Below are 25,015 nucleotides of genomic sequence, written 5' to 3'. Positions count from 1 at the left end.
CCCACTTGGAGGCGCAGCTTCAGCCGGCCGGCCACTGGCCAGCCGGACTGGAATTACCGGATTGATCCGAAGTCGAACGCAGCAGGAGGACAGACCCATGATCAGCACAGAACAGCTTCAGGAACTCAGCGCAATTGGCGGCACCGTCATTGGCCCCGACGGCCAGAAGATCGGCAAATTCGGCCAGATTTTCCTTGACGACCGCAGCGGGCAGCCGGAATGGGCGACCGTCCGCACGGGCCTCTTCGGCCTCTCCGAGAGCTTCGTTCCGCTCAGCCAGGCAACGGTCGCCGGCGATACGCTCTCGGTGCCCTATGACAAGCAGACCGTCAAGGACGCCCCGAACATCGATCCGGAGGGCCAGCTCGCCCCAGAGCAGGAGCAGGAGCTCTACCACTACTACAGCCTGTCCTACCAGGAAGCTGACCAGGCCGCCGTGCAGCCCGGCATCCCGGAGACCGATGCCCGCGCCGAGTATTCGCGGGAAGACGTGCGTGATCCGGTGGACGGCACCTCCCCGGCATCTGCCATCCGTTCCGAGGAGCGGCTGCATGTGGGAACCGAAAGCGTGGAAACCGGCAAGGTGCGCCTGCGCAAGCACGTGGTCACCGAGGATGTGGCCACCACGGTGCCGGTGAGCCATGAGGAAGTGCGGCTTGAGCGCGAGCCCATCACGGATGCCGAAGCCGCTGGCACCAGCGGAGAACTGGCTGAAGATGAGCAGGAGGTGACCTTGCATGAGGAGCGTCCCGTCGTGGAGAAGACTGTTGAGCCAGTTGAGCGGGTCAGCCTGGAAAAGGAAACAGTCATCGAGGAAGAGCGCCTCGAAGCGCAGTTGCGCAAGGAACAGGTGCAGGCCGAGGGCTGGGAAGGCGGCCGGCAAACCCGCTAGCGCCTGCGCGCTGGCTTAGCGCAGGAGCTGAACCTGCACGCAGCGGTGATCGGGGTGGAATCAGGCGGGTGCCGGGTTCCGCCCCGATCCGTTTTCCGGAAGCATGCTGGGTATCCGCCGTTGCCCTCGAATCCCTTGCCGCACCCGGTTAGATTCGGGATCCAAGGAGGCAAGCACCATGGCGAAGCAAAAAGGACACCGGATCTACCGGTGGGAACAGGCCGAGCTGCTAGCCACGCGCCTGGACCGTCCCATGGGGATGCTCGGCGTGATCTTCCTCTTTGTGGTTCTCGGGCAGTTGCTGGTGACCGACCCGTTCTGGACCCGGACGCTGGCCATCGCAGGATGGATTTTCTGGGCAATCTTCGCCGCAGAATTCTCCTTGCGGGCGATCATCGCCAGGTCCCAAGCTGATTTCTGGCGCCGCAACTGGTGGCAGGTGCTGTTTCTGCTGTTCCCTTTCTTGCGTTTTCTGCGCGCTTTCCAGGCCTCCCGCCTGCTGCGGGTTGGCCGTGTCGCCCGGGTGAGCGGCATCCTCTCGGCAGGGGTCCGCGGTTCGCGCTCCGCAGGCAGGTTGCTCAGCGGCCGCATCGGCTGGCTGGCTGCGGTGACCGCCGTGGTCATCCTCGCCTCCAGCCAACTGCTCTACGCGATGGAATCGACCAGCGACTATTCTTCGGCACTGTACGAGACCGCCATGGCAACGATTACCGGCTCCGGGATCACCAGCACGGATACGTTCTCCAAAGCCCTGCAGCTGATCTTGGCGAGCTACTCCGTGGTGGTGTTCGCTACCTTGGCAGGCTCACTCGGCGCGTTCTTCCTCCAGACGCAAGACGAAGCGAAGCGCATGGATCACGCACCGCGGCACCAGTGATCTGCGCACCACCGATTCTGGACGTTCCCTAGGTACTGGAAGATTCCCGTGCCATCCAGTCGGCAATCCCCTAGCGTGGCTTGCATGACGGCGGCCAGCATGCCTGGCCAACGTTTCCTTCCGATCGCAACAGCCAGAATGAAGGAGCAAGATCATGGAACATCCAAAAGATCCTGTCATAGCAACACGTCCGCTGGTGCAAAAGGCCGCATTAGCGGTCGGCATCGTGTTCTTCCTGGTCGGCGTCCTCGGATTCATTCCGGGAATCACCACCAACTACGAATCGCTCTCTGGTGCCGGCCACCACTCTGAAGCCAAGCTGCTGGGAATTTTCCAGGTCTCGTACCTGCACAATGCCGTGCATCTGCTCTTCGGTGTTGCCGGCTACCTGATGGCGCGAACCGTGCCTGCTGCCCGCAGCTACCTCATTGGCGGCGGAATCATCTACCTGGCCCTGTGGGTCTACGGGCTGGTCATTGATTTCGACAGCGCCGCCAACTTCATCCCGCTGAACGATGCCGATAACTGGCTGCATCTGGGGCTCGGTGCGCTCATGATCGTCTTGGGATTGCTCCTCTCCCGCAAGGCGACCGGACAGCATCGGGACCCGCACACGGCTTGACCAGATGCTGAATTGCTGAAGCGGGCACCCCGGCATGACGGGGTGCCCGCTTTTCCATGCAGCCATGGCAAAGTCCTCAGCGTCATCGCCATACCCAACGCCTTGGAACGACGAACGCCGAACGCCGGGATTCTGGGAATCCCAGGAATCTAGGCGAGTTCGCTGGCGCAGTCGCGGCAGATGACGCCTAGGCCAGTCTTCTGCACGGCTTGGCTGCGATGGCGGATAGTGAAGCAACTGGCGCAGTGGAACTCGTCCGCTGCTTGCGGGAGGACTTCAACGCTCAGCTCTTCCTCGACGATGGCGCCAGGGAGCTCCACGCCATCGGAAAGGTCGGTTTCTTCAAGCTCGGCCACAACGCTCTTCGCGTCGGGGGCATCGGCTTGTTGCACGTCCTTGAGCGTCTTCTCGGACGCCGCGGCGAAATCCGGACGAACCTCGTCATAATCTGCAGCCATGTTCCTGCCTCCACAGGTGGGAAAATACGCGACAACCACAGCGTGGTGGCGTGCGCTTCGATCGCCAAAGCCCTGGATGGCGTGCTTTGGTCCCAGCGCAGCGAAGCCGCCGTCCAGAAGGCTGGCTTCGACGGCGGCTTGGCCGGCTGGCCGCCAATTGCTAGGAGCCGAGCTCCGCGGCAATGGCGCTGTTGAACGCATCGAGGTCACCTGGATTGCGCGAGGTAATCAGCACGAAGCCGTTTGCCGGGCAGCGGAAAACCCGTTCGTCCTTCCAGGTGCCGCCGGCATTGACGACATCGGTCCTGATCGAGGTGTATGAGGTCAAGGTCTTGCCCTTGGCCAATCCGGTTTCCACCAGCAGCCATGGCCCATGGCAGATGGAAGCGATCGGCCGGCCCGAACCTGCAAAGGACTTGGCAATGCGCTGGGCATCGGCATCCAAGCGGAGATTGTCGGCATTCAGTGTCCCGCCGGGGATCAGCAGCAGGTCGAAATCCTGTTCGTTCACTGCCGCCAGCGTTTCGCTGGCTTCGAAGACCTCCCCCAGATCCCAATCGCCGACCAGCGACTTGACCTGGCCGGCCTCCGGGGCCGCGATCACCACTTCCGCACCGGCTTGGCGCAAGTGCTCCACTGGCTTCTTCAGCTCATCCTGCTCGACTCCGCGGTTGGAAACTGCGGCAAGAACTTTCTTGCCTGCTACGTCTGGCATATTCATGCTCCTTTCATCGTCCACAGCCCACTGTGCTCTGGGCAGCTACCGCAGGCAAGCCGCAGTCAGGAAGCATCCAGCCGCCGGCTTCGGACCGGGCTTTCGCCGTGCTGCCATGCGCCTTGAACGCGCACGGCAGGCCTTGCCGCGGTAGAAGCGGCAAGGCCTGCTGTGCTGTGCTGTGCTTTGCTGTAAAGGAGATGATCAGGCGTTGATCAGCTGGGCATCTTCCTTGGCCTTCTTGCTAGCACGCACGTGCTTGTAGGCGGTGAATGCCAGCGTCAATGCGAGGATCGAGTACAAGGTAATCGTGATTCCGCTGGAAACCAGGATGCTCGCATCGCCTTCCGAGACGGTCAGTGCACGGCGCAGCTCGGTTTCGGCCAGCGGGCCGAGGATCACTGCAATCAGTACCGGAGCCAAGGGGATCTCGTAGCGACGCATCACGAATCCAACCAGTCCCACACCCAGCAGGATCCACAGATCCAGCAGCGCGGCGCTGATGGCGTAGACGCCGAGGACCGAGAGCACGGTAATGCCTGCGTACAGGTAGTGGCGCGGGACCAGCAGCAGCTTGGCCCACAGCACCGCGAACTGCATGTTCATGACCAGCAGGATCACCAGTCCAATGAACAGCGAGGCCAGCAGGGTCCACACCATGGGGCCGCTGCGTTCGAACAGCAGCGGGCCTGGTTGCATGCCGTACTGCTGGAAGGCGGCGATCATGATGGCCGCGGTAGCGCTGGTGGGCAGGCCCAGGGCCAGCAAGGCTCCCATGGCGGTGCCGGCGGTGGCATTGCCAGCGGCTTCCGGAGCAGCCACGCCTCGGATGGAACCGATCTGGCCGAATTCGATATCGCCGCGGCGCTTGGCCAGGCGCTTTTCGGTGCCGTAGGCCAGGAAGGTCGGCACCTCGGAACCGCCAGCAGGGATGATGCCGAAAGGCAGGCCGAAAGCGGTACCGCGCAGCCATGCCGGCAGGGCCTTCTTGATGTCGTGGCGGTGCAGGCGCGGACGGCCGCTCGGCTTGATCTTCACGGCTTCCGGGTCGCGGTGGATGCGCGAGGCAATATGCAGCACTTCGCCCAGGGCCAGCAGGCCCACGGTGATCACCACAATGGAGATGCCGTCAAAGAGCTGTGGCAGGCCCAGGGTGTAGCGGATGGTTCCCGAAGGCCCATCCACCCCGACCATGGCCAAGACCAATCCGATGCCCAGGGCCACCAGGCCCTTGACGATCGAGTCGGAAACCACCGAGGAGATTGCAAGGAAGGCGAAGACTGCCAGCGCGAAGTATTCAGCCGGACCGAAAGCGGTGGCCAGCTTGACCAGGGTCGGGGCGAAGAACACCACGACGGTGGTGGCCAGCAGGCCGCCTATGAAGGCGCCCATGGCCGCAGTTGCCAGGGCCTTGGCGGCCAGGCCGTTGCGGGCCATCCGGTGGCCTTCGAAGGTCGAGGCGATCGCCGAGGAATTGCCCGGCGTATTGAGCAGGATGCCGGAGGTGGAGTCGCCGAACAGCCCGCCGTAGTAGACGCCGGCGAACATGATGAACGCGGCGGTGGGATCCAGCGAGAAGGTAATAGGCAGCAGCAGCGCCACGGCCATCGCCGAGCCCAGGCCGGGCAGCACGCCTACGGCGGTGCCCAGCAGGGCACCAAGCAGCACCCACAGCAAGTTCATTGGGGTCAGTGCGTTTGAGAATCCCTCAAGCAGCAGATTGAGCTGTTCCATCTAGAGCAGTCCTTCCAGGAATCCCGCAGGCAGGTTCAATCCCAGTCCGGCGTTGAAAGCCAACTGGATCACGCAGGAGAAGAGCAGTGCAATGCTCACGTCGAATAACGCCTTCTTGCTGCCCAGTGCGCGGGCAACGACCCAGAACAGGCCTGCCGCGCTGAGGATCCAGCCGGCGTAGGGCAGGATCAGGATGAAGCCGATGACGCCGGCCACCACCATGCCCATGGTCTTCCAGTCCGACTGGGTCTTGTACTGCTTTTCTTCCGCGGCCGGCGCGGCTGCGCCGCCGCGCGGGGAGCGGAAAATCTGGATGGTGTGGGCGATGACCACGCCGTAGAGCAGCACGCACACGATGGTCGGGAAGAACTGCGGGCCGGGGACCGACTTGCCCAGTACTTCCATGGTGGCGGTCTGCCAAGTCAGGAAGAGCGCCAGGGCCAGCATCAGAGCCGGGACGACCAGTTCGCTGCGCCCGCTGAAGAAGCTCTGGGCAGGGGCGGCGTTGCGGCGGGTGCCGGTGCCGTTGCCCTCTGTTGCTTGGGGTGCTTGAATGCTCATAGTCCCAGTCCCTTGACGATTTGTTCCGTGACTTCGATTTCGCTGTCCACGTACTCTTCGAATTCCTTGCCGATCATGAAGCTGTCGGTCCAGTTGTTGCGCTCCAGCGCATCTTTCCACTGCTCGGATTCATGGATTTCGTGGACCATGTCCACGAAGACCTGCTTGTCCTCTTCGGTGATGCCTGGGGCACCGACGAAGCCGCGCCAGTTGGCCATGACCGCGTCAACTCCCTGTTCCTTGAAAGTCGGGACGTCGACCCCCGGCAGCCGTTCTTCCGAGGAGATGGCCAGCGCCCGCAGGTTTCCGGCTTCGATCTGGTCAGCTACTTCGTTGTAGCCGGACATGCCGCCAACGGTGGTGCCTGCCAGCATCGAGGTCAGTGCCTCGCCGCCGCCGGAGTACGCGATGTAGTTGGCCTTGGACGGGTCGATGCCCACCTCCTGGGCCACCGCACCGGTGAGCAGGTGGTCGATCGAACCCAGCGAACCGCCGGCAATCGAGGTTTTCCCCGGGTCCTTCTTCCAGGCCGCGATGAACTCGTCCAGGGTCTTGATCTCGGACTTGGCCGGTACTACCAGCACCGCGTAGTCATCAGACATGCGCGCGACCAGCTCCACGTCCTTCATGGTGGCCTCGGAATCGGCCAGCTCGATTGCGCCGATCATCACCCCGCCGGTGGCCATGAGCATGTCGTGGCGCCCGGTCATCTGCACGAATTGGCTCAAGCCGATGGTGCCGCCAGCTCCCGGGATGTTCGTGACCTGCACGTTGTTCACTGCGCCGATGGACTTCAGTGCCTGCTGGGCTTCACGGGCGAAGCCGTCCCAGCCGCCGCCGGGCGAGGCAGGGGCCATGATGACCAACTTGTTCCGCGCCGAGGACTCTCCGCCCGACGCTGCCGCGTTGGTGAATGCGAGTCCCGCTACCGCCACGACGACAACGCCGTACAGGGACCGGCTCAAGATGCGTTTGCTCACCATTTTCCGTAACCTCATTGTTAGTGATTCACCTCACCGATTCCCGGTGCGGCCTTTCCCAGTGTGCAGTCAAAGTGAGCCGAAACACACCGGGAATGCGGTTCTGGTCATAACGGGCAATTAAGAAAATAAAAACAACGGGAGCAAGCGGTCCACCATGCAATGGATAAAGAACAGCCAGCGCTTCCGGGTTCGCATCCTGTTCCTGCAATTAGCCACCGTGCTGATCACGCTGCTGGCAGTTTCGGTGATCGTAATGCGCTTCGAGATCAACCGGGTGGAGGACAGCGCTTTCAGCCGCGTCGCCCTGGTGGCCGAGGAAACGGCCCAGCTGGCCCCGATTGGCCACGCGCTGGCCGAGGATCCCGAAAACGCAGCCGAAGTCGTCGCCCCGCTGGCCCACCTGGCCGAATCGGCATCCGGAGTGGACTATGTGGCCATTGCCGATTTGAACGGCATCCGCGTGGCCCACCCCGATCCCGGGTCCATCGGCCAGCCGGTTTCCTCGGATCATGAATCCATCCGCAACGGCGAAACCTTCAGGGGCGTGGAGGAAGGACCCCTGGGCATCACCCTGCGCGTGAAGCAACCGGTCTTCAATGAGGGGAAGATCGTTGGCACCATCTCCGTGGGCATCCTGCAAAGCAAGGTGCGCGCCAGCCTGGTTGATATCGTCTGGGCATTCGCGCCGTGGATTATCCTGGCCGTGGCCATCGGCTCCCTGGCGGCCGCGCTGGTGGAACGGGCCATTCGCAGGATCTACCGGGTTGACCCCGAAGAAGTGGATTCGCTGAAGCAGGCGCAGCAGGCGGTGCTCTACGGAGTCAGCGATGGCGTACTGGGCGTGGACGGCAATGGCCGGCTCACCCTGGTCAATGGCGAAGCGCGCCGGCTGCTGGATCTCCCCGAAGACACTGTGGGCCAGCAAGCCGAAGAGGTCCTGGACCAGAGCCTGGTGGACCTGCTGCGCAGCGACTCCCCCGAGGCCGAATCGGTGCAGAACGTGCTTTCCGGAGAGCGCGTGCTGATCGCCACCCGCCGCGAGGCGATGCTGGGACCCAAGCACTATGGACGCACCCTGACCTTGACCGACCACACCGAGCTGGAAGAGACCTTGCGCGAGTTGCGCGGCCAGAGGTCCTTGGCCGATACGCTGCGTGCCCAGGCCCACGAATTCACCAACCGCTTGCACCTGCTCTCGGGGCTGATGTCCATCGGCGAATACGAAGAAGCCAAGGAGCATATACAGCGCTTCTCCGGCGCCCGCGGCGAGCATCCGGAAACGCACCTGGGCGACCCCACCCTGTCAGCGCTCTTCGTTGCCAAGCAGGCCGTGGCCAGCGAAGCCGGGGTCCGGCTGGAACTGCATCCCTACTCCGCGGTGGTGCCCGGAACCGCGATTGACGACGATGCCATCACCGTCGCCTCGAACCTGCTGGCCAACGCCATCGAGGCCGCCGGCGATGGCGGCGTGGTGTCATTGCACTTGAACGCCGGGCCCACCGGCATGCGCATCGCGGTCAGCGATTCCGGCCCGGGCATCAAGGAAGGCGACGCGGCCCGCCTGGTGCAGCTTGGCTACAGCAGCAAAACCGGGGCGCCGGGAGCAGTCCACGGACGGGGCATCGGCCTGGCCCTGGTTGACCGCATCCGGACCCGGCGCGGTGGCGTGCTGAAGTTCGGTTCCAGTGATCTGGGCGGCGCCGAGGTCATCGCCGCCTGGCCTCCGTCGAAGCCACCTATGGTTAAGCAGAGCATTCCCATTCCCGTGCAAGGAGATTACTTCAATGATTAAGACACTCGTGGTCGATGACGACTTCGCAGTGGCCGGGCTGCACCGCCGCTACCTGCAGGGCATGGAGCATTTTGAAGTGGTCGGCGTGCTGGAGCGCGGTTCAGGCGTGGTTCCCTTTGTGCAATCCGGGCAGGTGGATCTGGTCTTGCTCGATGTGCACCTGCCGGATCTGACCGGGCTGGAAGTCTTGGCCCAGCTGCGCGCAGCTGGATCCGACGCGCACGTCATCATGATTACCGCCAACAATGAACGCGATGCGGTGCGCCAAGCAGTGGGCCACGGCGTCGAAGATTACCTGGTCAAGCCCTTCACCGTGGACGAGTTCAAGCAGCGCCTGGCGCTCTATGCCCAGCGCGTTTCGGAGCAGCCCGGAGCGGTGGCGCAGCCAGAGGAGCAGATCGACGAGCTGGGCCAGGCCGAGATCGACCAGCTGCTCCAGGCCGCCAGTGGACGAGGGGATGCCCGGATCCCCGAAGTCCTCGAACTGGCACCCGGGGCCGTTACCGGCGCGCAGACCGAGCGGCTGCCCAAGGGCTTCACCGCGCCCACCATGGCACTGGTCGGAGAAGCCTTGCGCAGCGCACCGGGCCATCCGGATGGCACCCTGTCTTCCTTGGAGGTTGCCGAAATTTGCGGGATCTCCCGGGTCAGTGCCCGGCGCTACCTGGACTTTTTGGTCACGGCGGGCAAGGCCCAGCTGCGTCCGCGCTACGGTTCGGCAGGCCGTCCCGAGCACCGGTATTCGTGGGTCAGCTGAATTTCCTGCATCACACTGGCTTTTAATGCACATTAGTGTATACACTAATTTCGGATCCACGTTTTCCCACGTCTTCATTTCCGAAAGGCCATCTCATGACAACCCATGCTCAGGAAACCGCTGCCAACGCCGCAGACGTCATTGTGGTCGGCGGCGGCAACGCGGCCTTCACCGCAGCGCACGCGGCAGTGACCCGCGGCCGCAAGGTTCTGCTCCTGGAAAAGGCTCCGCGCGACCAGTTCGGCGGCAACAGCTACTACACCGCAGGCGCTACCCGCATTGCGCACAACGGCCTGGAAGACCTGCAGGATCTGGTGGAATTCGATGAGCGCCACCCGGTCTCCGAAGTCCCGCCCTACTCCGAGGCCGACTACGCCGGCGACATCGCCAAGGTGACCGAGGGCCGCAACGACAAGGAAATGACCGAGGTCCTGGTCAAGGAAGCAGCTCCCGGCCTGCGCTGGCTCAAGTCCCTGGGCCTGAAGTACCGCTTGATGTACGAACGCCAGGCCTACAAGACCCCGGAGGGCGGCTACCTGTTCTGGGGCGGCCTGCACGTGGGCAACGTCGACGGCGGCGAAGGCCTGATGAAGGACCACCTGGAAGTAGCCCGGAAGCTGGGCACCGAAGTCCGTTTCGAGCAGGACGTCTACGGCCTGATCGTGGAAGAGGGCAAGGTGGTGGGCGTCAAGGTCCGCGCCAACGGCGAAGAGCAGGAATTGCGCGCCGAGTCGGTCATCCTCGGCGCCGGCGGCTTCGAATCCAGCCCGCAATGGCGCCAGGAGCACCTGGGCGAAGGCTGGCAGAACGCCAAGGTCCGCGGCACCCCCTTCAACAATGGCGAGATGCTGGCCGCCGGCCTGGAAATCGGCGCCGCCAAGGGCGGGGACTGGAGCACCTGCCACTCGGTCCAATGGGACGCGCTGACCCCGAAGAACGAATCCAACCGCGAGCTGACCAATCGCCTGACCCGCCAGTCCTACCCGCTGGGAATCATTGTGAACAACCGCGGCGAGCGCTTCCTGGATGAGGGCGCGGACTTCCGCAACCTGACCTACGCCAAGTACGGCAAGGTCATCTTGCAGCAGCCGGACTCCATCGCCTACCAGGTCTTCGACGCGTCGCTGCGTCCGATGCTGCGCGCCGAAGAGTACGAGATGCCGGAGATCTCCGAGGTCATCGCCGACACCGTTGAGGAATTGGCGCAGAAGATCGGCGTGGATCCAGCGGCGCTGTCCAAGACCGTCTCGGAATTCAATGCTTCCATCGACACCTCCATCGCCTACGACCCGAACGTGCTCGATGGGCGCGCCGCGAAGGTAACTCCCCCTAAGAGCAACTGGGCCAACCCGCTTCAGACCGGCCCGTTCTACGCCTACCCGGTCACCTGTGGCATCACCTTCACCTTCGGCGGCCTGAAGGGCAACACCGACGGCCAGGTGCTGGACGAGAACGGCGAGATCATCGAAGGCCTGTACGTCTGCGGCGAAATGCTCGGCGGCCTGTTCTCGGCCAACTACCCGGGCGGTTCCGGCCTGGCAGCCGGTGTGGTCTTCGGCCGGCGTGCCGGTAACCTTGCCTAAGTACTAAATCCCATTGTTCCGCCAGTACGCCTGTACTGGCGGAACAATGGTTTTACCCGCCATCCAGCCTTAGACGAGAATGGGGATCATGGCCAAGCTCGATTCGGATTCAATCCATGCCCAGCTCAAGGACGACTTGCTGCAAGGCGCATTCCAGCCCGGGGATGCCCTGCGCGAGGTCGCCCTGGCAGAACGCTTTGGAGTTTCCCGCACCCCGGTACGCGAAGCCCTGACCCGCCTGCTGCATGAAGGGTTGCTGGAGCGCCGCGCCCGCGGTCTTTTCGTCAAGGAAATCGACCCCGAGCAGATCATGCAGGTCTACGACCTGCGCATCCTGCTCGAAGGCCAGGCCGCCCAGGAAGCCGCTTCGGTGCGCACCGAAGTGGACCTGATGCGGCTGCAGGCCCTGGTTGACCGGGACCGGGCACTGTCCGAACCAGATGACGCCACCCGCTTGGCCACCAACATCGAGTTCCACCGCGCGCTCTGGCGCGCTGCGCATAACCCGGTGCTGGAAGATCTGCTGGAGCGCCTGGCCACCCACCAGATCCATGCCCCGACATCCACGCTCTCGGTCGGCTCGCGGTGGACCGAAGCGCTGGAGGAGCACCAGCGCATCGTGGAGAACATCCGCGAGCGCGACAGCGCCAAGGCCTGCGGACTCATCCAGGCCCATATGGCCACCGCCAAGGCGCTGCGCTTGAAGATGTTCGCCAGCCTGATGCACTAGCGGCAGGCCCAAGGCGGCAGGGCCGTCACGGGTTAGGCCAATGCCTCACTGGTCTGTACGCTGGAAGCATGGCTCTGGTCGTCTCAACGCATGCGCAGCGGCTTCTCGCTGCCGTTTTCCCCAAGGGGAAACTGCTGACCAAGCTAGCCAGCGGCACCAACGGGTGGTTGAGTTCCTGGGGAACCAACGCCCACGGCGAGATCGCCGGCTGCCCGCCACCGCGCCACTAGTTGCGCGGTCCCGACTCCTGGTTTTTCTCCGGTGGATTCCGCGCACCCTCGTGCCCTTTTCCCGGATCCCAGAAAGACCCGTTACTTTGCCATACCCCTCAACTGGCGTATCACGCCAAGCACCCCACGCCATGTGGCGTGGAATCCGCCAAACCCTCAAGCAGGACTCGATGGGCGGGCTGCTGCTTCTCTGCGCCACCCTCGCCGCCTTGGTCCTGGCCAATTCCCTTGCAGCCCCATGGTACGAGGGGTTGCGCGACTTCCGTTTCGGCCCCGAGTCCCTGCACTTGAATCTCTCGGTCGGAGCCTGGGCCGCTGACGGCCTGCTCGCCATCTTCTTCTTCGTTGTCGGCTTGGAACTCAAGGAAGAATTCGTTGTCGGCAAATTGCGCAATCCGCGCACGGCGATCGTTCCGGTGGCCGCAGCCGTGGGCGGCGTGGCGCTGCCGGCACTGTTCTACGTCCTTGTCATCTCCGCATCGGGAAGCTCCGCCATCAACGGCTGGGCAATCCCCGCAGCCACTGATATCGCCTTCGCGATCGCCGTGATCGCAGTAGTGGGCAAGTTCCTGCCCCCTGCCCTGCGCACCTTCCTGCTCACGCTGGCGGTGGTCGATGACCTGCTGGCCATTTCCATCATCGCCATTTTTTACACCGATGACCTGGCCTGGCTGCCGCTGCTCCTCGCGCTGCTGCCGCTGGCGGCATTCGCGCTGGCAGTGCAGCGCGGGGTCCGCGCCTGGTGGGTCCTGATCCCGCTCGGCGCCACCGTCTGGGCATTGGTGCATGCCTCGGGGATCCACGCCACGGTGGCCGGCGTGCTGCTGGGCTTCATGGTTCCGGTGATTGCCACCCAGCGGGCGCATGTGCGCACCGGGAGCACCGAGCAGGGCGAAGCGATCCACGAAGGCCTGGCCGCCCACTTCGCGGACCGGTGGTCCATTCCCTCATCCATCATCGCCATTCCGGTGTTCGCCTTCTTCGCTGCCGGTGTTCCGGTCGGCGGCCTGTCCGGACTGGGCGAAGCGCTGGCCAGCCCGGTGGCACTGGGCATCATTGCCGGCCTGGTGCTGGGCAAGTCGATGGGCATCACCGCCGCCACCTTCCTGGTCACCAGGCTTCCGGGAATCAAGCTGGATGGCAGCATCAAATGGCCTGATGTGCTGGGGCTGTCCTTCGTGGCAGGCATCGGCTTCACCGTCTCCCTGCTGGTCGGCGAGCTGGCCTTCGGCCAGGGCGGCGAGGAAGCGCAGTACGTGAAGGTCGGGGTGCTGTGCGGTTCGCTGCTGGCCGCGGTCATCGGCGCGGCGCTGCTCGGGTCGCGAAATCGCGCGTACCGCGCGGCGGCCAAGACTGCTGCATAGCTAGCCCTGCTGCATCCTTCCTGCGGATGGATGCAGCAGGGCTGTTCGCCCGAATCAGGAACGCGCGGTGATCGAATCGATGGCTTCGCGGGCATCTTCGGCCAGCTGCTGCGGCATCGGCGCGCTCTTGGCCGAGTCGGCTGCGGTCTTCTGCCCCTGGTCGCTGACGACGTACTGCCCGAAGGTCTTGGCCAGTTCCACGGTCTGCGGATCCTCGTAGCCGCTGCAGAACAGCAGGTAGGAGACCAGCACCATCGGGTACGCGCCGGCGGCGGTGGTCTTGCGGTCCAGCTCCAGGGCGATATCGTGCTCACCGCGGCCGTGGACCCGTTCTGATTCGGCCACGGCCTTGGCCGCTGATTCCCCGCTGACTGCCACGAATTCCTCGCCGACCTTCAGCTTCACCTTGCCCAGCGACTTATCCACCAGGGAATCATCGGCATAGGTAACCGCGCCCACGGCGCGGGTCACGGTGGTCACCACACCGGCATTGCCCTGGGCCTTCTCCAGGCCGGTGGCATCCGGCCAGCCGCCATCCGGCTCGTGCGGCCAAGCTTCGGGAGCAACCGCATGCAGGTACTCGGTGAAGTTCTCGGTCGTGCCCGAATCGTCGGCGCGCGCCACCCCGGTGATCGGCAGGTCGGGCAGCTGGACCTGCGGGTTCAGCTGGGCGATGGCCGGGTCCTGCCAGGAGCGGATCTCACCGGAGAAGATCCTGGCGATCGTTGGGGCATCCATGTTCAATTCCTTGATGCCCGGCAGGTTGAAGGCAATGCTGATCGGGGAAATATACGCCGGGATATTGATCGCGCCCTGCGGGCCGCAGGTCTCGATGGAGCGCTGGACTTCCTCTTCCTTCAGGTAAGCGTCGGATCCGGCGAATTCGGTGCCGCCTGCCAGGAGCCCGGCGCGTCCGGCGCCGGAGCCCACCGAGGCGTACTGCACCTGGACCTGGGGGTGCATGGTGGAGAATTCGGTGGTCCAGGCGTTCATGGCGGAATTCTGCGCGGTGGATCCGCCGCCGGTCAGCGTGCCTTGAAGGCTAGAGCTATTCGATTCAGCGGCCTTGCGCTGCTCTTCTCCCAGCGGGTAGTCCGACCCGCAGCCCGAAAGCAGCAGGACCAGGCCCATGCTGGCAATCGCGGTGAAAGCGGCGGTTCGAGGCAGAGGTGGCCGGGCAGGTCCGGTGGTTCGCAAAACTTCTCCTGGGGTCCAAGGTGAACGGCGGGTGTACTTGAAATTCCAGTGAATCATCATCCCTGCACTTTCCGAAATCATTCCCTGGCCACAGCAGATGAATACTCGGCGGGCCCGCGGGCGTTGAACTGTGTTTCCCAGTCTCCTAATCCCCGCCGGTGCCAGTTGCCGAGTCGATAGCAGCGAGGTCCTGCGTCGCCGGCCCCTCCAATACTTCCCCGGCCGGACTGAACCTGGACCCGTGCAGCGGGCAATCCCAGGATTTCTCCGCGTCATTCCACGACAGCACGCCACCTAGATGAGTGCAGATCCCGGACACCCGGCAGGTGGCCCCGCCGATTGTGGACACGGCGACCGGGCGCAGGCCCTCGCGCAGCACCAGACCTTGGCCCTCGGCGGGCGGAGTCCGCTCCTCGCCAAACACGCCGCCTGCATCCTGCGCGGCGCCCTTGCCTGCTTCGCCAAGCAGCGAGCGTTTCCATCCCTCTACGAGTTTTCCAGCAACCCGGGAGTTGATCTTCGCCCCGGCGACCAGGTCGGCCGGGGTGGTCGCGCGCTGCGACAACGCCTGCGTCCAGGCGATATTTCCGCCGAGGATGTTCGCGCTGAGCTGGAGGGCGGCGGCAATTGCATTGGCCATCCCCCACTTGTTGTAGCCCGTGGCCACATGGATGTTCCCTCCCCCGCGGGGCAATTGGCCAACGAACGGAACCATATTGGCCGATCTGTAGTCCTGCGCCGACCATTGCCCGGCGAGTTCGGCCCCGGGGAAATGCCTTCTGGTCCAGATATCCAGGTCCTTGAGCTGGCCGAGCTCGGAGAGCTGCTGGCCCACCGGATGGCCGTTGCCGCCCACCAGCAGCAGCTCCTGCCCGTCGAGAGGAACCGTCCGCAGCGAACGTGCTGGCTGGTCGATGGACAGGTACATTCCCTGGGGCAGCGCACCTGTGCCTGCATCAATGCGATGCGCAACCACGTAGGAGCGCGATGGTTCGACTTTGGCGAAATACAGTCCCCGATCCAGGATGGGGATTCCCGTGGCCAGGATGACCTGCTGGGCACGGTTCTCGCCTTGGCTGGTATGCACCGTGGCCAAGGCCCCGGCACTGGCATCGCGCACTCTGACGCCCTCGACGATCCTGCCCCCGCGCGAGCGCAGGTCGCTGGCCAAGGCCTCGATAACCTCCATGGGGTTGAATTGCGCCTGGCCAGGCAAGGCCAGCGCCGCGGCGACGGGAAACGGCAATCCGATGTCCGGGCCGCACCAGCTGGCCTCCACCCCGGCGCTGCGGGCTGCCTCGGCTTCCTTCTCCAGCCTGGCACGTCCGGATTCGGCTTCGGTGTACGTGTAGGCATCCCGCCGCTGCACGGGGACATCCCGCTCCTCCAGATAGCGCAGCAACCACGACTGCCCTTCGAGATTCCCCTGGACATAGGCGTCCACGACCTCCTGGGAACAATGCTCCCGGATCCCGGAGAGCACCGTGCCCTGCAGCAAGCTGAGCTTCGCGGTGCTCGCTCCTGTTGTTCCGGCCCCGGCGAACCTGGCTTCGAGCACCGTGACGCTCAATCCGGCCCGGCTCAGCAGCACGGCGGTGGCCAGCCCGGTCAGCCCCGCGCCCACGACGATGGCGTCATAGGTTGCGCCCGGCTGGAATGGGTCGGCGCCACCGGAAGGACGCTTCGCCTGCCATAACGACTCCATCATCGCTTTCTCCTCTTGCTCCGTGTGCTGCCGCACCCTGATTCCACGGTATGCACAAGCACCGAGGTTCGGTACGGCAACGGAAAATTAGGCGAATTCACCCAGCTTGGCCAGCGGCCGCGGCCCGCCGCGGCCGCCTTGCCGATCCCGGAGGCTGATTTGCGCTGCCGAGAAAACTTAAGTGATAATGATTCTCATTATGACTCTTGAAGAGCCCGGGCTCGCCCGCCAGCCCCGCGCCCCGCTGCCGCCCAGCCCGGCCTTGTTCCTGCGCAATGCACGCCTGGGACTGCCCAGTGCCACCAGCCCGCTGCTCGACGTTGAGGAGTTCACGCTTCTTCCCGGCGAGCGCGTGGTCATCACCGGCCCGTCCGGCGCAGGAAAGTCGCTGCTGCTGTCGATGATCACCGGGAACTGGGCGCCCGGACTGGAATTCACCGGAACCCGCACTCCCGGCTCAACGCGCATCGGCTACATCCCGCAGCGCGGCCAGGACGCCCTGCATCCGCTGCTGCCGCTGGGACGGCAACTGCGCAAGGCCACCGGCGCCAGCGCGCAGCAAGTCCGCGGCATTCTGCAAGGCGCTGGGCTGGGCGATCCGCAGCTGCTCGCACGACGTCCCGCAGAGCTCTCCGGAGGGCAAGCACAGCGCGCCGCCATAGCCCTGGCCGTGCTCAGCCAGGCCCCGGTGATCCTTGCCGATGAACCGACCAGCGCCCTGGACCACACCGCCCGGGATCTCATCCTGGAACTGCTGGGCACCCTGCTGGGCCAGCAGCAGGCCCTGGTGCTGGTCACCCACGATGCGGCAGTCGCCAAAGCGCTGGCCACCCGGCACCTGGTCCTGGACTCCGGGAAGATCGCCAGCACCACCGCACCCCGGCTGGAACGGGTACCGGCTTGAGCATCCCCGCGTTGGAAGTATCCGCGCTCAGCGCACTGCGCGGGCACGGCGCAGCCCGCCGCCTGGTCCTGGAGCCCCTTGGCTTCACGCTGGCCCCGGGCGAATCGGTGGCCGTCACCGGGCCATCCGGCGCCGGCAAATCCACCCTGGCCGACATCGTGCTGGGCCTGGAACTGCCGGACTCCGGAGAAATCCGCGTGCTGGGCCAGCACTGGAGCGCACCGAAGCGCAGCCACGCGCCAGCACGCCGCCGGCTGGTCCAGGGCGTGCCCCAGGATCCTGCCGCCGCCTTCGTGCCGCGCTGGAGCATCCGCACCTCGCTGCAGCAGGCCATCCACCGGCTGGCTCCCCCAGCCGGCCCCGGAACGGGCATCGACCGGGCTGCCGAGCTGGCGCAATTCGACACGGCACTGCTGGATCGGCGCCCGCACCAGCTCTCCGGAGGACAGTTGCAGCGGGCCGCGCTGGCCCGCGCCGTGGCAGTGAACCCCTCGGTGCTGGTGGCGGACGAGCCGACCAGCGCCCTGGATCCGGACACCGCCCAGGCAGTCGCCGGCCAGCTGCTCTCCACCGCCGCCAACTCGGGCATTGCCTTGCTGCTGATCACCCACGACCCGCAACTGGCCGCGCAATGCTCGCGCACCATCGCCATCCGCCCACCGTCCCGATAACCCGCCCTCCAACTGATCACCCATCACCCATCATCCAAGGACCTCGCACCCATGAATCGACCCCGCCCCAAGACCCTGGCCTTGCTCACCATCCCGCTGGCCGGAGCACTTGCCCTCAGCGGCTGCTTCTCCGCGGCCGCCGAGCAGGCCGGCAGCACCGATCGCATCTCCGTAGCCCACATGCAGCCGCCCCGCTCCGGGCTCAGCCCGCTCAGCGACGACGCGTTCAAGCTCTCGCGCTGGTCCGCCGCCGAAACCCTGGTCAATCTCGATGCGTCCGGGGACGCCCAGCCGGCATTGGCTACCAGCTGGGAACGCAGCGGCGAGCTTGCCTGGGACTTCGAGATCCGCGAAGGCGTCAGCTTCCACAACGGGCAGCCACTGACCGCCCAAACGGTGGCGAACTCCTTGCAGCGGGCCATCGACTCCACCCCGGTGCCGCGCATCCTGAACGGAACCGCATTGAAGGTCGCGGTGCGCGGGGAGCACGGACTGCGGATCACCACCGCGGACCCCGACCCGCTGCTGCCCCAGCGGCTCTCCAGCCCGCAGCTGGCCATCTTCGCCGCCGAAGCCTACACCGCCAACGGGGTGGATCCGGCCGGCCACGGCACCGGCCCCTTCCAGATCGTGGACGTAGACGGGATTTCCGGGGCCACCCTGGACCGGTACGAGGGCTACTGGGGCGAAAAGGCCGCAGCCTCGGGCATCGACGTGAAGTTCGTGCCCGATGGCACCGCCCGCGCCGCCGCGCTGCGCACCTCGGAAGCAGATGTCATCGAGGCGATCCCCGCCGGGCAGGCCGCTACGGTGGACCAGGAGCTGCTCACCGAAGTGCCGATGCCGCGCACCAACACGCTGTACCTGAACACCGAGAAGGGCCCGTTCGCCGACCCGGCGGTGCGCGCCGCGGCCCGCGAAGCCATCGACCGGGCGGCCATCGTGGAGTCGGTGTATGAGAACCGCGCCGATATAGCCGAGGGCCTGCTCGGCCCGGCCCTGCCCTACGCCGCCGGACTGCGCGATTCTGGAGAATACCGGCAGCTGCTGGCCCAGCGTGCCGAACCAGCCAAGGTCAAGGACGTGGAAATCACCCTGGGCACCTTCACCGACCGCGCCGAACTGCCAGAAGTCGCGGTGATCCTGGAGCAGCAGCTGGAAGCGGCCGGATTCATCGTGAAGCAGGATGTGCGCGAATACCAGTACATCGAGGCCGACGCACTGGAAGGCGCCTTCGATGCCTTCATCCTCTCGCGCGCCACCGTGCTTGATTCCGGGGACCCGGTTGCGTACTTCGCCTCCGACTTCACCTGCGAAGGAGGCTTCGCCATCGCCCAGCTCTGCGACAAGGACGTGGACCAGGCGATCGCCCGGGCCTCGGAAACCGAAGCCGGGGAGCAGCGCCAGCAGCAGATCATGCTGGCCGAAGCCCGGATCCTGGGCACCGACGCGGCCATCGCGCTGCTGCACGAACGCGTGATCCAGGGCGAGGGCCCCGCCGTGCGCGACGCCGCGCAGGATCCGCGCGAACGCGAGCTGATCACTGCGCAGACCCGCCTGGACAGCGAGCAGGAGCCGCAACGCTGATGAACTGGTTCGCCCTGAAGGCGCGGCGCCTCTCCTGGCCGTCCTTCGCATCCTGCCTGCTCAGCGCGCTGGCCCTGCTGCTGGTAGCCGGCGCGCTGCCCTGGCTTTCGCGCACGGACCCGGCCGCCGCGGTGCTGCGCGCACGCTATGCCGAACTGGAACCCACCGAGCAGGCGTTGGCCTCCGTGCGCGCGCAGCTGGGCCTGGACCAGGGCCCGCTGGCCACCAGCCTGCACTGGTGGTCCGGGGTGCTGCACGGGGATCTGGGCAACTCCTGGGTCAGCGGGGCAGAAATCGCTCCCGGCGCCTGGCGGGCCCTGTCGGTCTCCGCCACGCTCACCGCCTTCGCCACCATCATCGCGCTCGCCGTGGCCTTCGCCCTGGTGCTGCCCGCCGCGCTGCGCGTGCTGCGCAACCGGCAGCATTCAGGTTCCGGGCCGCTGGGCGTGGCGCTGACCGCCTTGCCCGAATTCCTGCTGGCCAGCTTGCTGCTGGTACTGGTGGCGGTGCAGCTGCAATGGCTTCCGCCCTACGGGTGGACCGGGCTGGACACCGCGATCCTGCCCGCGCTGGCCCTGGGCATCCCGGCCGGCGGATTGCTGGGCCGGCTGCTGGCCGATGCCATCGCCTCGGTGGCCGCCGAACGCTGGGCCGGGATCTGGCACCTGGCCGGAGCTCCGGCCCCTGCCATCCTCTCCGGGGTGCTGCGCCGGGCCGCCGCGGCAGTCATCGACCAGCTCGGCCTGGTGTTCATCGGCTTGCTCGGCGGCGCGGTGGCCGTGGAGCAGGTCTTCGCGGTGCCCGGACTTGGCCGCTACCTGCTCGGGGCGGCCAATGCGCAGGATATTCCCGCCTTGCAGGCCGGGCTGCTGCTGATGGCGGGATCGGCGCTGCTGATCGGAATGCTCACCGCAGCGGCCCGGCGCGCGCTGCGCGGCGGCGCCCTGCCCGCCGGGTCGCTGCCGGCCCCGCCCGAGGCGCGCGGCAACGGCAGGATCCAGCGCTGGACTGCGGCGATCACCTGCACCGCGCTGCTGGCCATCTTGGCTTTCGGACTGCCGCGCGACCCCTACACCCTTGCCTTCCAGAGGCTGCAAGCCCCGGGGGCCGGTTTGCCATTCGGCGCCGATTCCAGCGGACGGGATCTGCTGGCCCGCGTGGCCCACGGAACCCTGGGCACGGTAGGCCCGGCGCTGGGAATCGTGGCCTGCGCAATCCTGATCGGCCTGCTGCTAGCGGCAGCAGGCGAGATCTCGCGCGGGCCGGCGGTAATCGCCAACGCGACTCCGCCGATTCTGGCCGGGGTGGTCATCGCGGCCCTGCTGGGCCCCTCGGTCGGCGGTGCGGCGCTGGCCGTGCTCTGGGTGAGCTGGCCTCCGCTGGCCACGCATGCTGCCTCGCTGCTCGACGAAGCCCGGGCCATGCCGCATATCCGCTGGCTTCCGCTCTCCGGGGTGCCGCGCGGCCGGATCTGGGTCCAGCATCTGCTGCCCGCGGTGCTTCCGGCCCTGCTGAGGCACGGGATGCTGCGGCTGCCCGGGGTGGCACTGGCCTTGGCCGCCCTCGGCTTCCTCGGGCTCGGCGCGCAGCCGCCCACCCCGGAGTGGGGCCTGCTGCTGGCCGAAGGCATCGGCTACGTCGAGCGGGCTCCGTGGACTGCCATCGCCTCAGCTACCGCACTGGTGCTCACTTCCGTGTGCGCGGTGGCGCTCGCCGGAATCCCGGCCCCGCAGCGTGCCGGTACCCGAGGCACGGCAGCCCAGCAGGATCCGGCGGCCAGGAACACACCGGTCCCGGTGAGCTGATACGCGGTCCTATCCCGGACCTGGAGGGAAAATGGAGCCAAGGGGCAGCGCGACTTATGCCGCGTTGCCCCTTGGCTCCATCGAGTTTCCGTGGCGATCGCCCCTTGCCCAAGCTGGCTTACTGGGCGGCCACTTCGCTGTTGCCGTGCAGTGTTCCCGTGGCCAATCCCAGGCTCCCCGGCTGCGGAGAGGTGCAGCAGCTGGCAGCTTCGGCGGGCTCGGTTCCGCAGGCGGTGTCGCTGGCCGCGGGGGCATCGCAGGGACCGCCCAGATCCGTGGAGCAGACCCCGGTTTCCGGCAGATCCAGTTCAACCCGGACCGCCCCGTCGGCATCGCCGGACAAGGCAGCGGCAATGGAGCGCACCTGCTCGTAGCCGGTAGCCATCAGGAACGTCGGAGCCCGTCCATAGCTCTTCATTCCAACGATGTAGAAGTTCTTTTCCGGGTGCGCCAACTGCTTTTCGCCATGTGCACTGACCGTTCCGCAGCTGTGGAATTCCGGGTCGATCAATGGCCCGAGCTGGCGCGGGGCTTCAACGCATTCATCCAGGTCCAGACGCAGTTCGGAGAGCATCTGCAGATCCGGGCGGAAACCAGTGGCAGCGATAATGCGGTCAACGGCCAGCTCGCGCCCGTCAGCCAGTGACACGGATAGCTGCTCGCCGGCGCTCATCGAAGCGACGGAGACATTTTCCAGCAGCTCCACGTTGCCGTTCTCCACCAGCCGGCGCAGCGACGTGCCCAGCTGGCCCCGGGCTGGGAGCTGGTCAGCAGCTCCGCCGCCGTAGAGCCGGATCGGGTTGGCCGCCCCGCGCAGGCCCCAGAGGATCCGGGTGTCCGGGAACTTCTTCTGCAACCGGCCCAGGGCAATGACGGTATTCGCCGCCGAATGCCCGGCGCCAAGCACCAGCAATTTCTTGCCCGCGAGCTCCTGCTCATCGGCGCCCAGCGGATCAGGAAGCCCGCAGATGATGAAGCCGCGCTCGCGCGCCTGCGCTTCACCGATGGCTTCGATTCCGGCCCGGCCTACCGGGCTTGGCTGGTTCCAGGTGCCACTGGCATCAACCACGGCACGGCCGAGAAGATCCACCGGGCCGCCAGGAGTCTCGGTGCGCACCAGGAACGGGGCTTCATCGCGGTGCGCGGTGCGTGCCTTGTCGGCACCGCGGCCGTCGGCCAGCACACGGCTGATCTTCGCCACGCGGTGGCCGTAGCGGATGCGCGGTGACAGGTCCGGGTGGGCAGCCAGCGGCTGGAGATATTCGCTGACCAACTCCGCGCCGGTGGGAAGCTTGGTGATCCGCGGCGCTTCCCAGCCTCCGGCGTATCCCTCGCTGGGGGTTTCCAGCAGCCGGCGGGCGGCGGCATCGATATTGAAGCGCCATGGGGAGAAGAGCTTGATGTGGGCCCATCGCGAAATCGCGGCGCCTGCGCTGGCTCCTGCTTCCAGGACGAGCACCTCCTGCCCACGTTCGCGCAGGTGGGCGGCGGTGGCTAGGCCGATGGGGCCGGCGCCGATGACGATGACTGGAAGGTGCTCACTCATGGGCTTCTCCTTGGCTGCTGGAATTCTGGAGACGGTCTGCGCCTAGCTGGCTGGCAGCAATTCTGCGATGAGGTTCTCGATCCGGGCACGGATTTCATCGCGGATTGGGCGCACGCCGTGCACGCCCTGGCCTGCGGGGTCTTCCAGCTTCCAGTCTTCGTAGCGCTTGCCCGGGAAGAATGGGCAGGCATCTCCGCAGCCCATAGTGATCACCACATCGGAGTCCTGCACGGCTTCGGTGGTCAGCACCTTGGGGATTTCCGCGGACATGTCGATGCCGACTTCTTTCATGGCTTCAACGGCGGCCGGGTTGACCGAATCGGCTGGGGCGGAACCGGCCGAGCGGACCTCAATGCGCCCTCCGGAGAGGTGGGCGAGGAAGGCGGCGGCCATCTGGGAACGCCCTGCGTTGTGCACGCAGACAAAGAGAACCGAAGGCTTTTCGATAGCAGTCATGAGTTTTTTCCTTAGGCAGAAGTAGCGGGAGCCTTGGCAGCTGGGAAGAATTTCCGGGACCACAGGGCCACGTAGACCAGGGCAACCAGGATCGGCACCTCGATCAGCGGGCCGACCACGCCGGCCAGGGCCTGGCCGCTGGTGGCGCCGAAGGTGGCGATGGCTACCGCGATGGCCAGCTCGAAGTTGTTGCCGGCGGCGGTGAACGCCAAGGTGGTGGTGCGCGGGTAGCCCAGCTTCAGCCAGTGGCCGATGAGCATTCCGGCACCGAAGACCACCACGAAGTAGGTCAGCAGCGGGATCGCCATGCGCAGCACATCCAGGGGCCTGGAGATGATGTTATCGCCCTGCAATGCGAAGAGCAGCACGATGGTGAACAGCAGCCCGTACAGTGCCCACGGCCCGATTCTCGGCAGGAATTTTCCCTCGTACCAGTCGCGGCCCTTGGCCTTTTCGCCCAGGGTACGGGTCAGGTAGCCGGCCACCAGCGGGATGCCCAGGAAGACCAGCACCGAGGCGGTGATGGCGGCAATGGAGAACTCGGCGCTGGTGGTTTCCAGCCCCAGCCACGATGGCAGCAGCTGCAGGTAGAACCAGCCCAGAGCACCGAAGGCGATGACCTGGAAGACGGAGTTGATAGCTACCAGCACCGCGGCCGCTTCCCGGTCCCCGCAGGCCAGATCATTCCAGATGAACACCATGGCGATGCAGCGGGCCAGGCCCACAATGATCAGGCCGGTGCGGTATTCGGGCAGGTCTGCCAGGAATACCCAGGCCAGGACGAACATGAACGCCGGGGCCAGGACCCAATTGATCGCCAGCGAGGTGATCATCAGCTTCTTGTCGGCCAGCACGCGGCCGGTTTCGTTGTAGCGGACCTTGGCCAGCACCGGATACATCATGACCAGCAGGCCGATGGCGATGGGTACCGAGACCCCGGCCACGGTGAAGCGGTCCAGCAGCTCGCCCAGCTGAGGGAAGATGCGGCCCAGACCCAAGCCGACGCCCATGGCCAGCAGGATCCACAGGGCCAGGTAGCGGTCCAGGAAGGAAAGTTTTGCCGCCACGGGGGCAGCGTCTAGCGCAGGCGCGGGTGCCACTGATTCATCACTCCAAGAATAGGCATCGACGATTGTCGATGTTTTGAGTATGATGAAACATATCGACGTTTGTCAATCTCTGGCGCCAGCCAAGAAAAGAGCCAAGGTCCGTGAGCACAGCCACCGTGAATCCTGCCGGAGGAACTTCCCCAGCACCGGCAGCCGACGCCTGCTGCACGCCATCCCAAGGCGAGGCAATCCTCAACGCCGGGCAGGCCGAAGCGCTGGCACTGCGCTTCAAGGCCCTGGGCGATCCCAACCGCCTGCGCATCCTGTCCATCGTCTCCGCCAGCGAATCGGCCGAGACGTGCGTCTGCGACCTGCCCGAACCATTGGGCCTCAAGCAGCCGACGGTCTCGCACCACCTGAAAATCCTGGTGGAGGCCGGAATCCTGCACCGCGAAAAGCGCGGGGTGTGGGCGTACTACTCCGTCGTCCCTGGCGCTTTGGAATCCCTGGGCGCCAGCTTGGCGGCCAAACCCTAGACAGGCTTGCCGCAACTGCATTCCAGGCGGCTGGGATCACGCCACCCGGGATCCACCAACTAGCCGCATTCCCGCGTCCGCGCAGGCAGCTCGGCGAACGGCATCAAACGCTGCAGGTCCCGGATGCGCAATAGCCCATTTCAGGATCCAGTGCCCTACTTCGGGCGCTCGAACTTCATGAGCTTGTGCGTGCCATCGCAAAAAGGCTTGATGGCAGAGCCCCCGCAGCGGCATAGCGCGACGGGCCCTTTCCGGGCCTCG

The 25,015-nt window shown here is 65.7% G+C and carries 25 protein-coding genes; 14 read left to right on the top strand and 11 right to left on the bottom strand.

Annotation, left to right across the window (positions count from 1 at the left end):
- Positions 1-97 precede the first annotated feature (97 nt).
- From ACIP6G_RS06875 to ACIP6G_RS06865, 3 genes are all read left to right on the top strand, one after another.
- Positions 98-892: a YsnF/AvaK domain-containing protein gene (locus tag ACIP6G_RS06875; RefSeq protein ID WP_365945417.1), complete on the top strand. Its 795-nt coding sequence runs from the start codon at positions 98-100 to the stop codon at positions 890-892.
- 178 nt (positions 893-1,070) lie between these two features.
- Positions 1,071-1,769: a hypothetical protein gene (locus ACIP6G_RS06870; protein WP_365945419.1), complete on the top strand. Its 699-nt coding sequence runs from the start codon at positions 1,071-1,073 to the stop codon at positions 1,767-1,769.
- A gap of 154 nt (positions 1,770-1,923) precedes the next feature.
- Positions 1,924-2,391 carry a DUF4383 domain-containing protein gene (locus ACIP6G_RS06865; RefSeq protein ID WP_365945420.1) on the top strand — a complete coding sequence of 156 codons (468 nt, stop codon included), beginning with the start codon at positions 1,924-1,926 and terminating at the stop codon, positions 2,389-2,391.
- Between the two features lie 149 nt (positions 2,392-2,540).
- Here ACIP6G_RS06865 and ACIP6G_RS06860 read toward each other — a convergent pair whose 3' ends face one another.
- From ACIP6G_RS06860 to ACIP6G_RS06840, 5 genes are all read right to left on the bottom strand, one after another.
- Positions 2,541-2,849: a DUF4193 family protein gene (locus ACIP6G_RS06860; RefSeq protein WP_365945421.1), complete on the bottom strand. Its 309-nt coding sequence runs from the start codon at positions 2,847-2,849 to the stop codon at positions 2,541-2,543.
- 160 nt (positions 2,850-3,009) lie between these two features.
- The gene (locus ACIP6G_RS06855; RefSeq protein ID WP_400289366.1) at positions 3,010-3,564 is read right to left on the bottom strand and encodes a type 1 glutamine amidotransferase domain-containing protein; all 555 of its coding nucleotides are present in this window, start codon (positions 3,562-3,564) and stop codon (positions 3,010-3,012) included.
- 204 nt (positions 3,565-3,768) lie between these two features.
- Positions 3,769-5,298 (bottom strand): tripartite tricarboxylate transporter permease, encoded by a 1,530-nt coding sequence (locus ACIP6G_RS06850; protein ID WP_365945423.1) that lies wholly within the window; start codon positions 5,296-5,298, stop codon positions 3,769-3,771.
- Entirely contained in the window at positions 5,299-5,859 is a 561-nt protein-coding gene (locus tag ACIP6G_RS06845) for a tripartite tricarboxylate transporter TctB family protein (RefSeq protein WP_365945424.1), read from the bottom strand.
- A complete protein-coding gene (locus ACIP6G_RS06840; protein WP_365945425.1) occupies positions 5,856-6,842 on the bottom strand; it encodes a tripartite tricarboxylate transporter substrate-binding protein in 987 nt (328 codons plus the stop codon). The genes ACIP6G_RS06845 and ACIP6G_RS06840 overlap by 4 nt, the downstream gene beginning before the upstream one ends.
- Positions 6,843-6,996: 154 nt before the next feature.
- Between ACIP6G_RS06840 and ACIP6G_RS06835 the strand changes: the two genes are divergently transcribed.
- The 6 genes from ACIP6G_RS06835 to nhaA all read left to right on the top strand — a co-directional run bounded on the left by ACIP6G_RS06835 (position 6,997) and on the right by nhaA (position 13,298).
- A complete protein-coding gene (locus tag ACIP6G_RS06835; protein WP_365945426.1) occupies positions 6,997-8,634 on the top strand; it encodes an ATP-binding protein in 1,638 nt (545 codons plus the stop codon).
- Entirely contained in the window at positions 8,627-9,391 is a 765-nt protein-coding gene (locus tag ACIP6G_RS06830) for a response regulator (RefSeq protein WP_332595332.1), read from the top strand. The genes ACIP6G_RS06835 and ACIP6G_RS06830 overlap by 8 nt, the downstream gene beginning before the upstream one ends.
- Before the next feature lie 95 nt (positions 9,392-9,486).
- A complete protein-coding gene (tcuA, locus tag ACIP6G_RS06825) occupies positions 9,487-10,974 on the top strand; it encodes an FAD-dependent tricarballylate dehydrogenase TcuA (protein ID WP_365945427.1) in 1,488 nt (495 codons plus the stop codon).
- Between the two features lie 88 nt (positions 10,975-11,062).
- Complete coding sequence (locus tag ACIP6G_RS06820; RefSeq protein ID WP_365945428.1) at positions 11,063-11,704, top strand: GntR family transcriptional regulator; 642 nt, start codon at positions 11,063-11,065, stop codon at positions 11,702-11,704.
- Between the two features lie 68 nt (positions 11,705-11,772).
- A complete protein-coding gene (locus ACIP6G_RS06815) occupies positions 11,773-11,934 on the top strand; it encodes a hypothetical protein (RefSeq protein ID WP_166650850.1) in 162 nt (53 codons plus the stop codon).
- 131 nt (positions 11,935-12,065) lie between these two features.
- The gene (gene nhaA / locus ACIP6G_RS06810; protein ID WP_365945429.1) at positions 12,066-13,298 is read left to right on the top strand and encodes a Na+/H+ antiporter NhaA; all 1,233 of its coding nucleotides are present in this window, start codon (positions 12,066-12,068) and stop codon (positions 13,296-13,298) included.
- A gap of 54 nt (positions 13,299-13,352) precedes the next feature.
- On the opposite strand, the gene pstS is transcribed toward nhaA, so the two are convergent.
- A complete protein-coding gene (pstS, locus tag ACIP6G_RS06805) occupies positions 13,353-14,429 on the bottom strand; it encodes a phosphate ABC transporter substrate-binding protein PstS (RefSeq protein ID WP_365945430.1) in 1,077 nt (358 codons plus the stop codon).
- A gap of 211 nt (positions 14,430-14,640) precedes the next feature.
- Positions 14,641-16,203 carry an FAD-dependent oxidoreductase gene (locus ACIP6G_RS06800; protein WP_400289362.1) on the bottom strand — a complete coding sequence of 521 codons (1,563 nt, stop codon included), beginning with the start codon at positions 16,201-16,203 and terminating at the stop codon, positions 14,641-14,643.
- Positions 16,204-16,399: 196 nt separating this feature from the next.
- On the opposite strand from ACIP6G_RS06800, the gene ACIP6G_RS06795 reads away from it, so the two are divergent.
- The 4 genes from ACIP6G_RS06795 to ACIP6G_RS06780 are packed head-to-tail and all read left to right on the top strand — an operon-like array spanning position 16,400 to position 21,167.
- Positions 16,400-17,104: an ATP-binding cassette domain-containing protein gene (locus tag ACIP6G_RS06795; RefSeq protein WP_365945432.1), complete on the top strand. Its 705-nt coding sequence runs from the start codon at positions 16,400-16,402 to the stop codon at positions 17,102-17,104.
- Positions 17,101-17,775, top strand: a complete 675-nt coding sequence (locus tag ACIP6G_RS06790; protein WP_105658744.1) for an ATP-binding cassette domain-containing protein — start codon at positions 17,101-17,103, stop codon at positions 17,773-17,775. Before ACIP6G_RS06795 ends, ACIP6G_RS06790 begins: the two co-directional genes overlap by 4 nt.
- A 51-nt stretch (positions 17,776-17,826) precedes the next feature.
- The gene (locus ACIP6G_RS06785; RefSeq protein WP_365945433.1) at positions 17,827-19,362 is read left to right on the top strand and encodes an ABC transporter substrate-binding protein; all 1,536 of its coding nucleotides are present in this window, start codon (positions 17,827-17,829) and stop codon (positions 19,360-19,362) included.
- Positions 19,362-21,167, top strand: a complete 1,806-nt coding sequence (locus ACIP6G_RS06780) for an ABC transporter permease subunit (RefSeq protein WP_365945434.1) — start codon at positions 19,362-19,364, stop codon at positions 21,165-21,167. The genes ACIP6G_RS06785 and ACIP6G_RS06780 overlap by 1 nt, the downstream gene beginning before the upstream one ends.
- 118 nt (positions 21,168-21,285) lie before the next feature.
- Here the strand turns inward: ACIP6G_RS06780 and ACIP6G_RS06775 are convergent, their stop codons facing one another.
- Genes ACIP6G_RS06775 through arsB form a run of 3 tightly spaced genes read right to left on the bottom strand, consistent with a single transcriptional unit; the run spans position 21,286 to position 24,236 of the window.
- On the bottom strand, positions 21,286-22,713 hold the full coding sequence (locus tag ACIP6G_RS06775) for an FAD-dependent oxidoreductase (RefSeq protein WP_365945435.1): 1,428 nt from the start codon (positions 22,711-22,713) through the stop codon (positions 21,286-21,288).
- 42 nt (positions 22,714-22,755) lie between these two features.
- On the bottom strand, positions 22,756-23,169 hold the full coding sequence (locus ACIP6G_RS06770; protein ID WP_365945437.1) for an arsenate reductase ArsC: 414 nt from the start codon (positions 23,167-23,169) through the stop codon (positions 22,756-22,758).
- Positions 23,170-23,180: 11 nt separating this feature from the next.
- Positions 23,181-24,236: an ACR3 family arsenite efflux transporter gene (gene arsB / locus ACIP6G_RS06765; RefSeq protein WP_365945438.1), complete on the bottom strand. Its 1,056-nt coding sequence runs from the start codon at positions 24,234-24,236 to the stop codon at positions 23,181-23,183.
- A gap of 143 nt (positions 24,237-24,379) precedes the next feature.
- Here arsB and ACIP6G_RS06760 point away from each other — a divergent pair, with 143 nt between their 5' ends.
- A complete protein-coding gene (locus tag ACIP6G_RS06760) occupies positions 24,380-24,754 on the top strand; it encodes a helix-turn-helix transcriptional regulator (RefSeq protein WP_105662145.1) in 375 nt (124 codons plus the stop codon).
- 155 nt (positions 24,755-24,909) lie between these two features.
- Here the strand turns inward: ACIP6G_RS06760 and ACIP6G_RS06755 are convergent.
- The coding region (locus ACIP6G_RS06755) for a CDGSH iron-sulfur domain-containing protein (RefSeq protein WP_365945440.1) at positions 24,910-25,015 on the bottom strand (106 nt) is incomplete at its 5' end.

The organism is Glutamicibacter sp. NPDC088483 (assembly GCF_044753145.1).
In the GTDB taxonomy this organism is placed as follows: Bacteria; Actinomycetota; Actinomycetes; order Actinomycetales; family Micrococcaceae; genus Glutamicibacter.
This window is presented reverse-complemented; position numbering and strand designations above follow the sequence as displayed.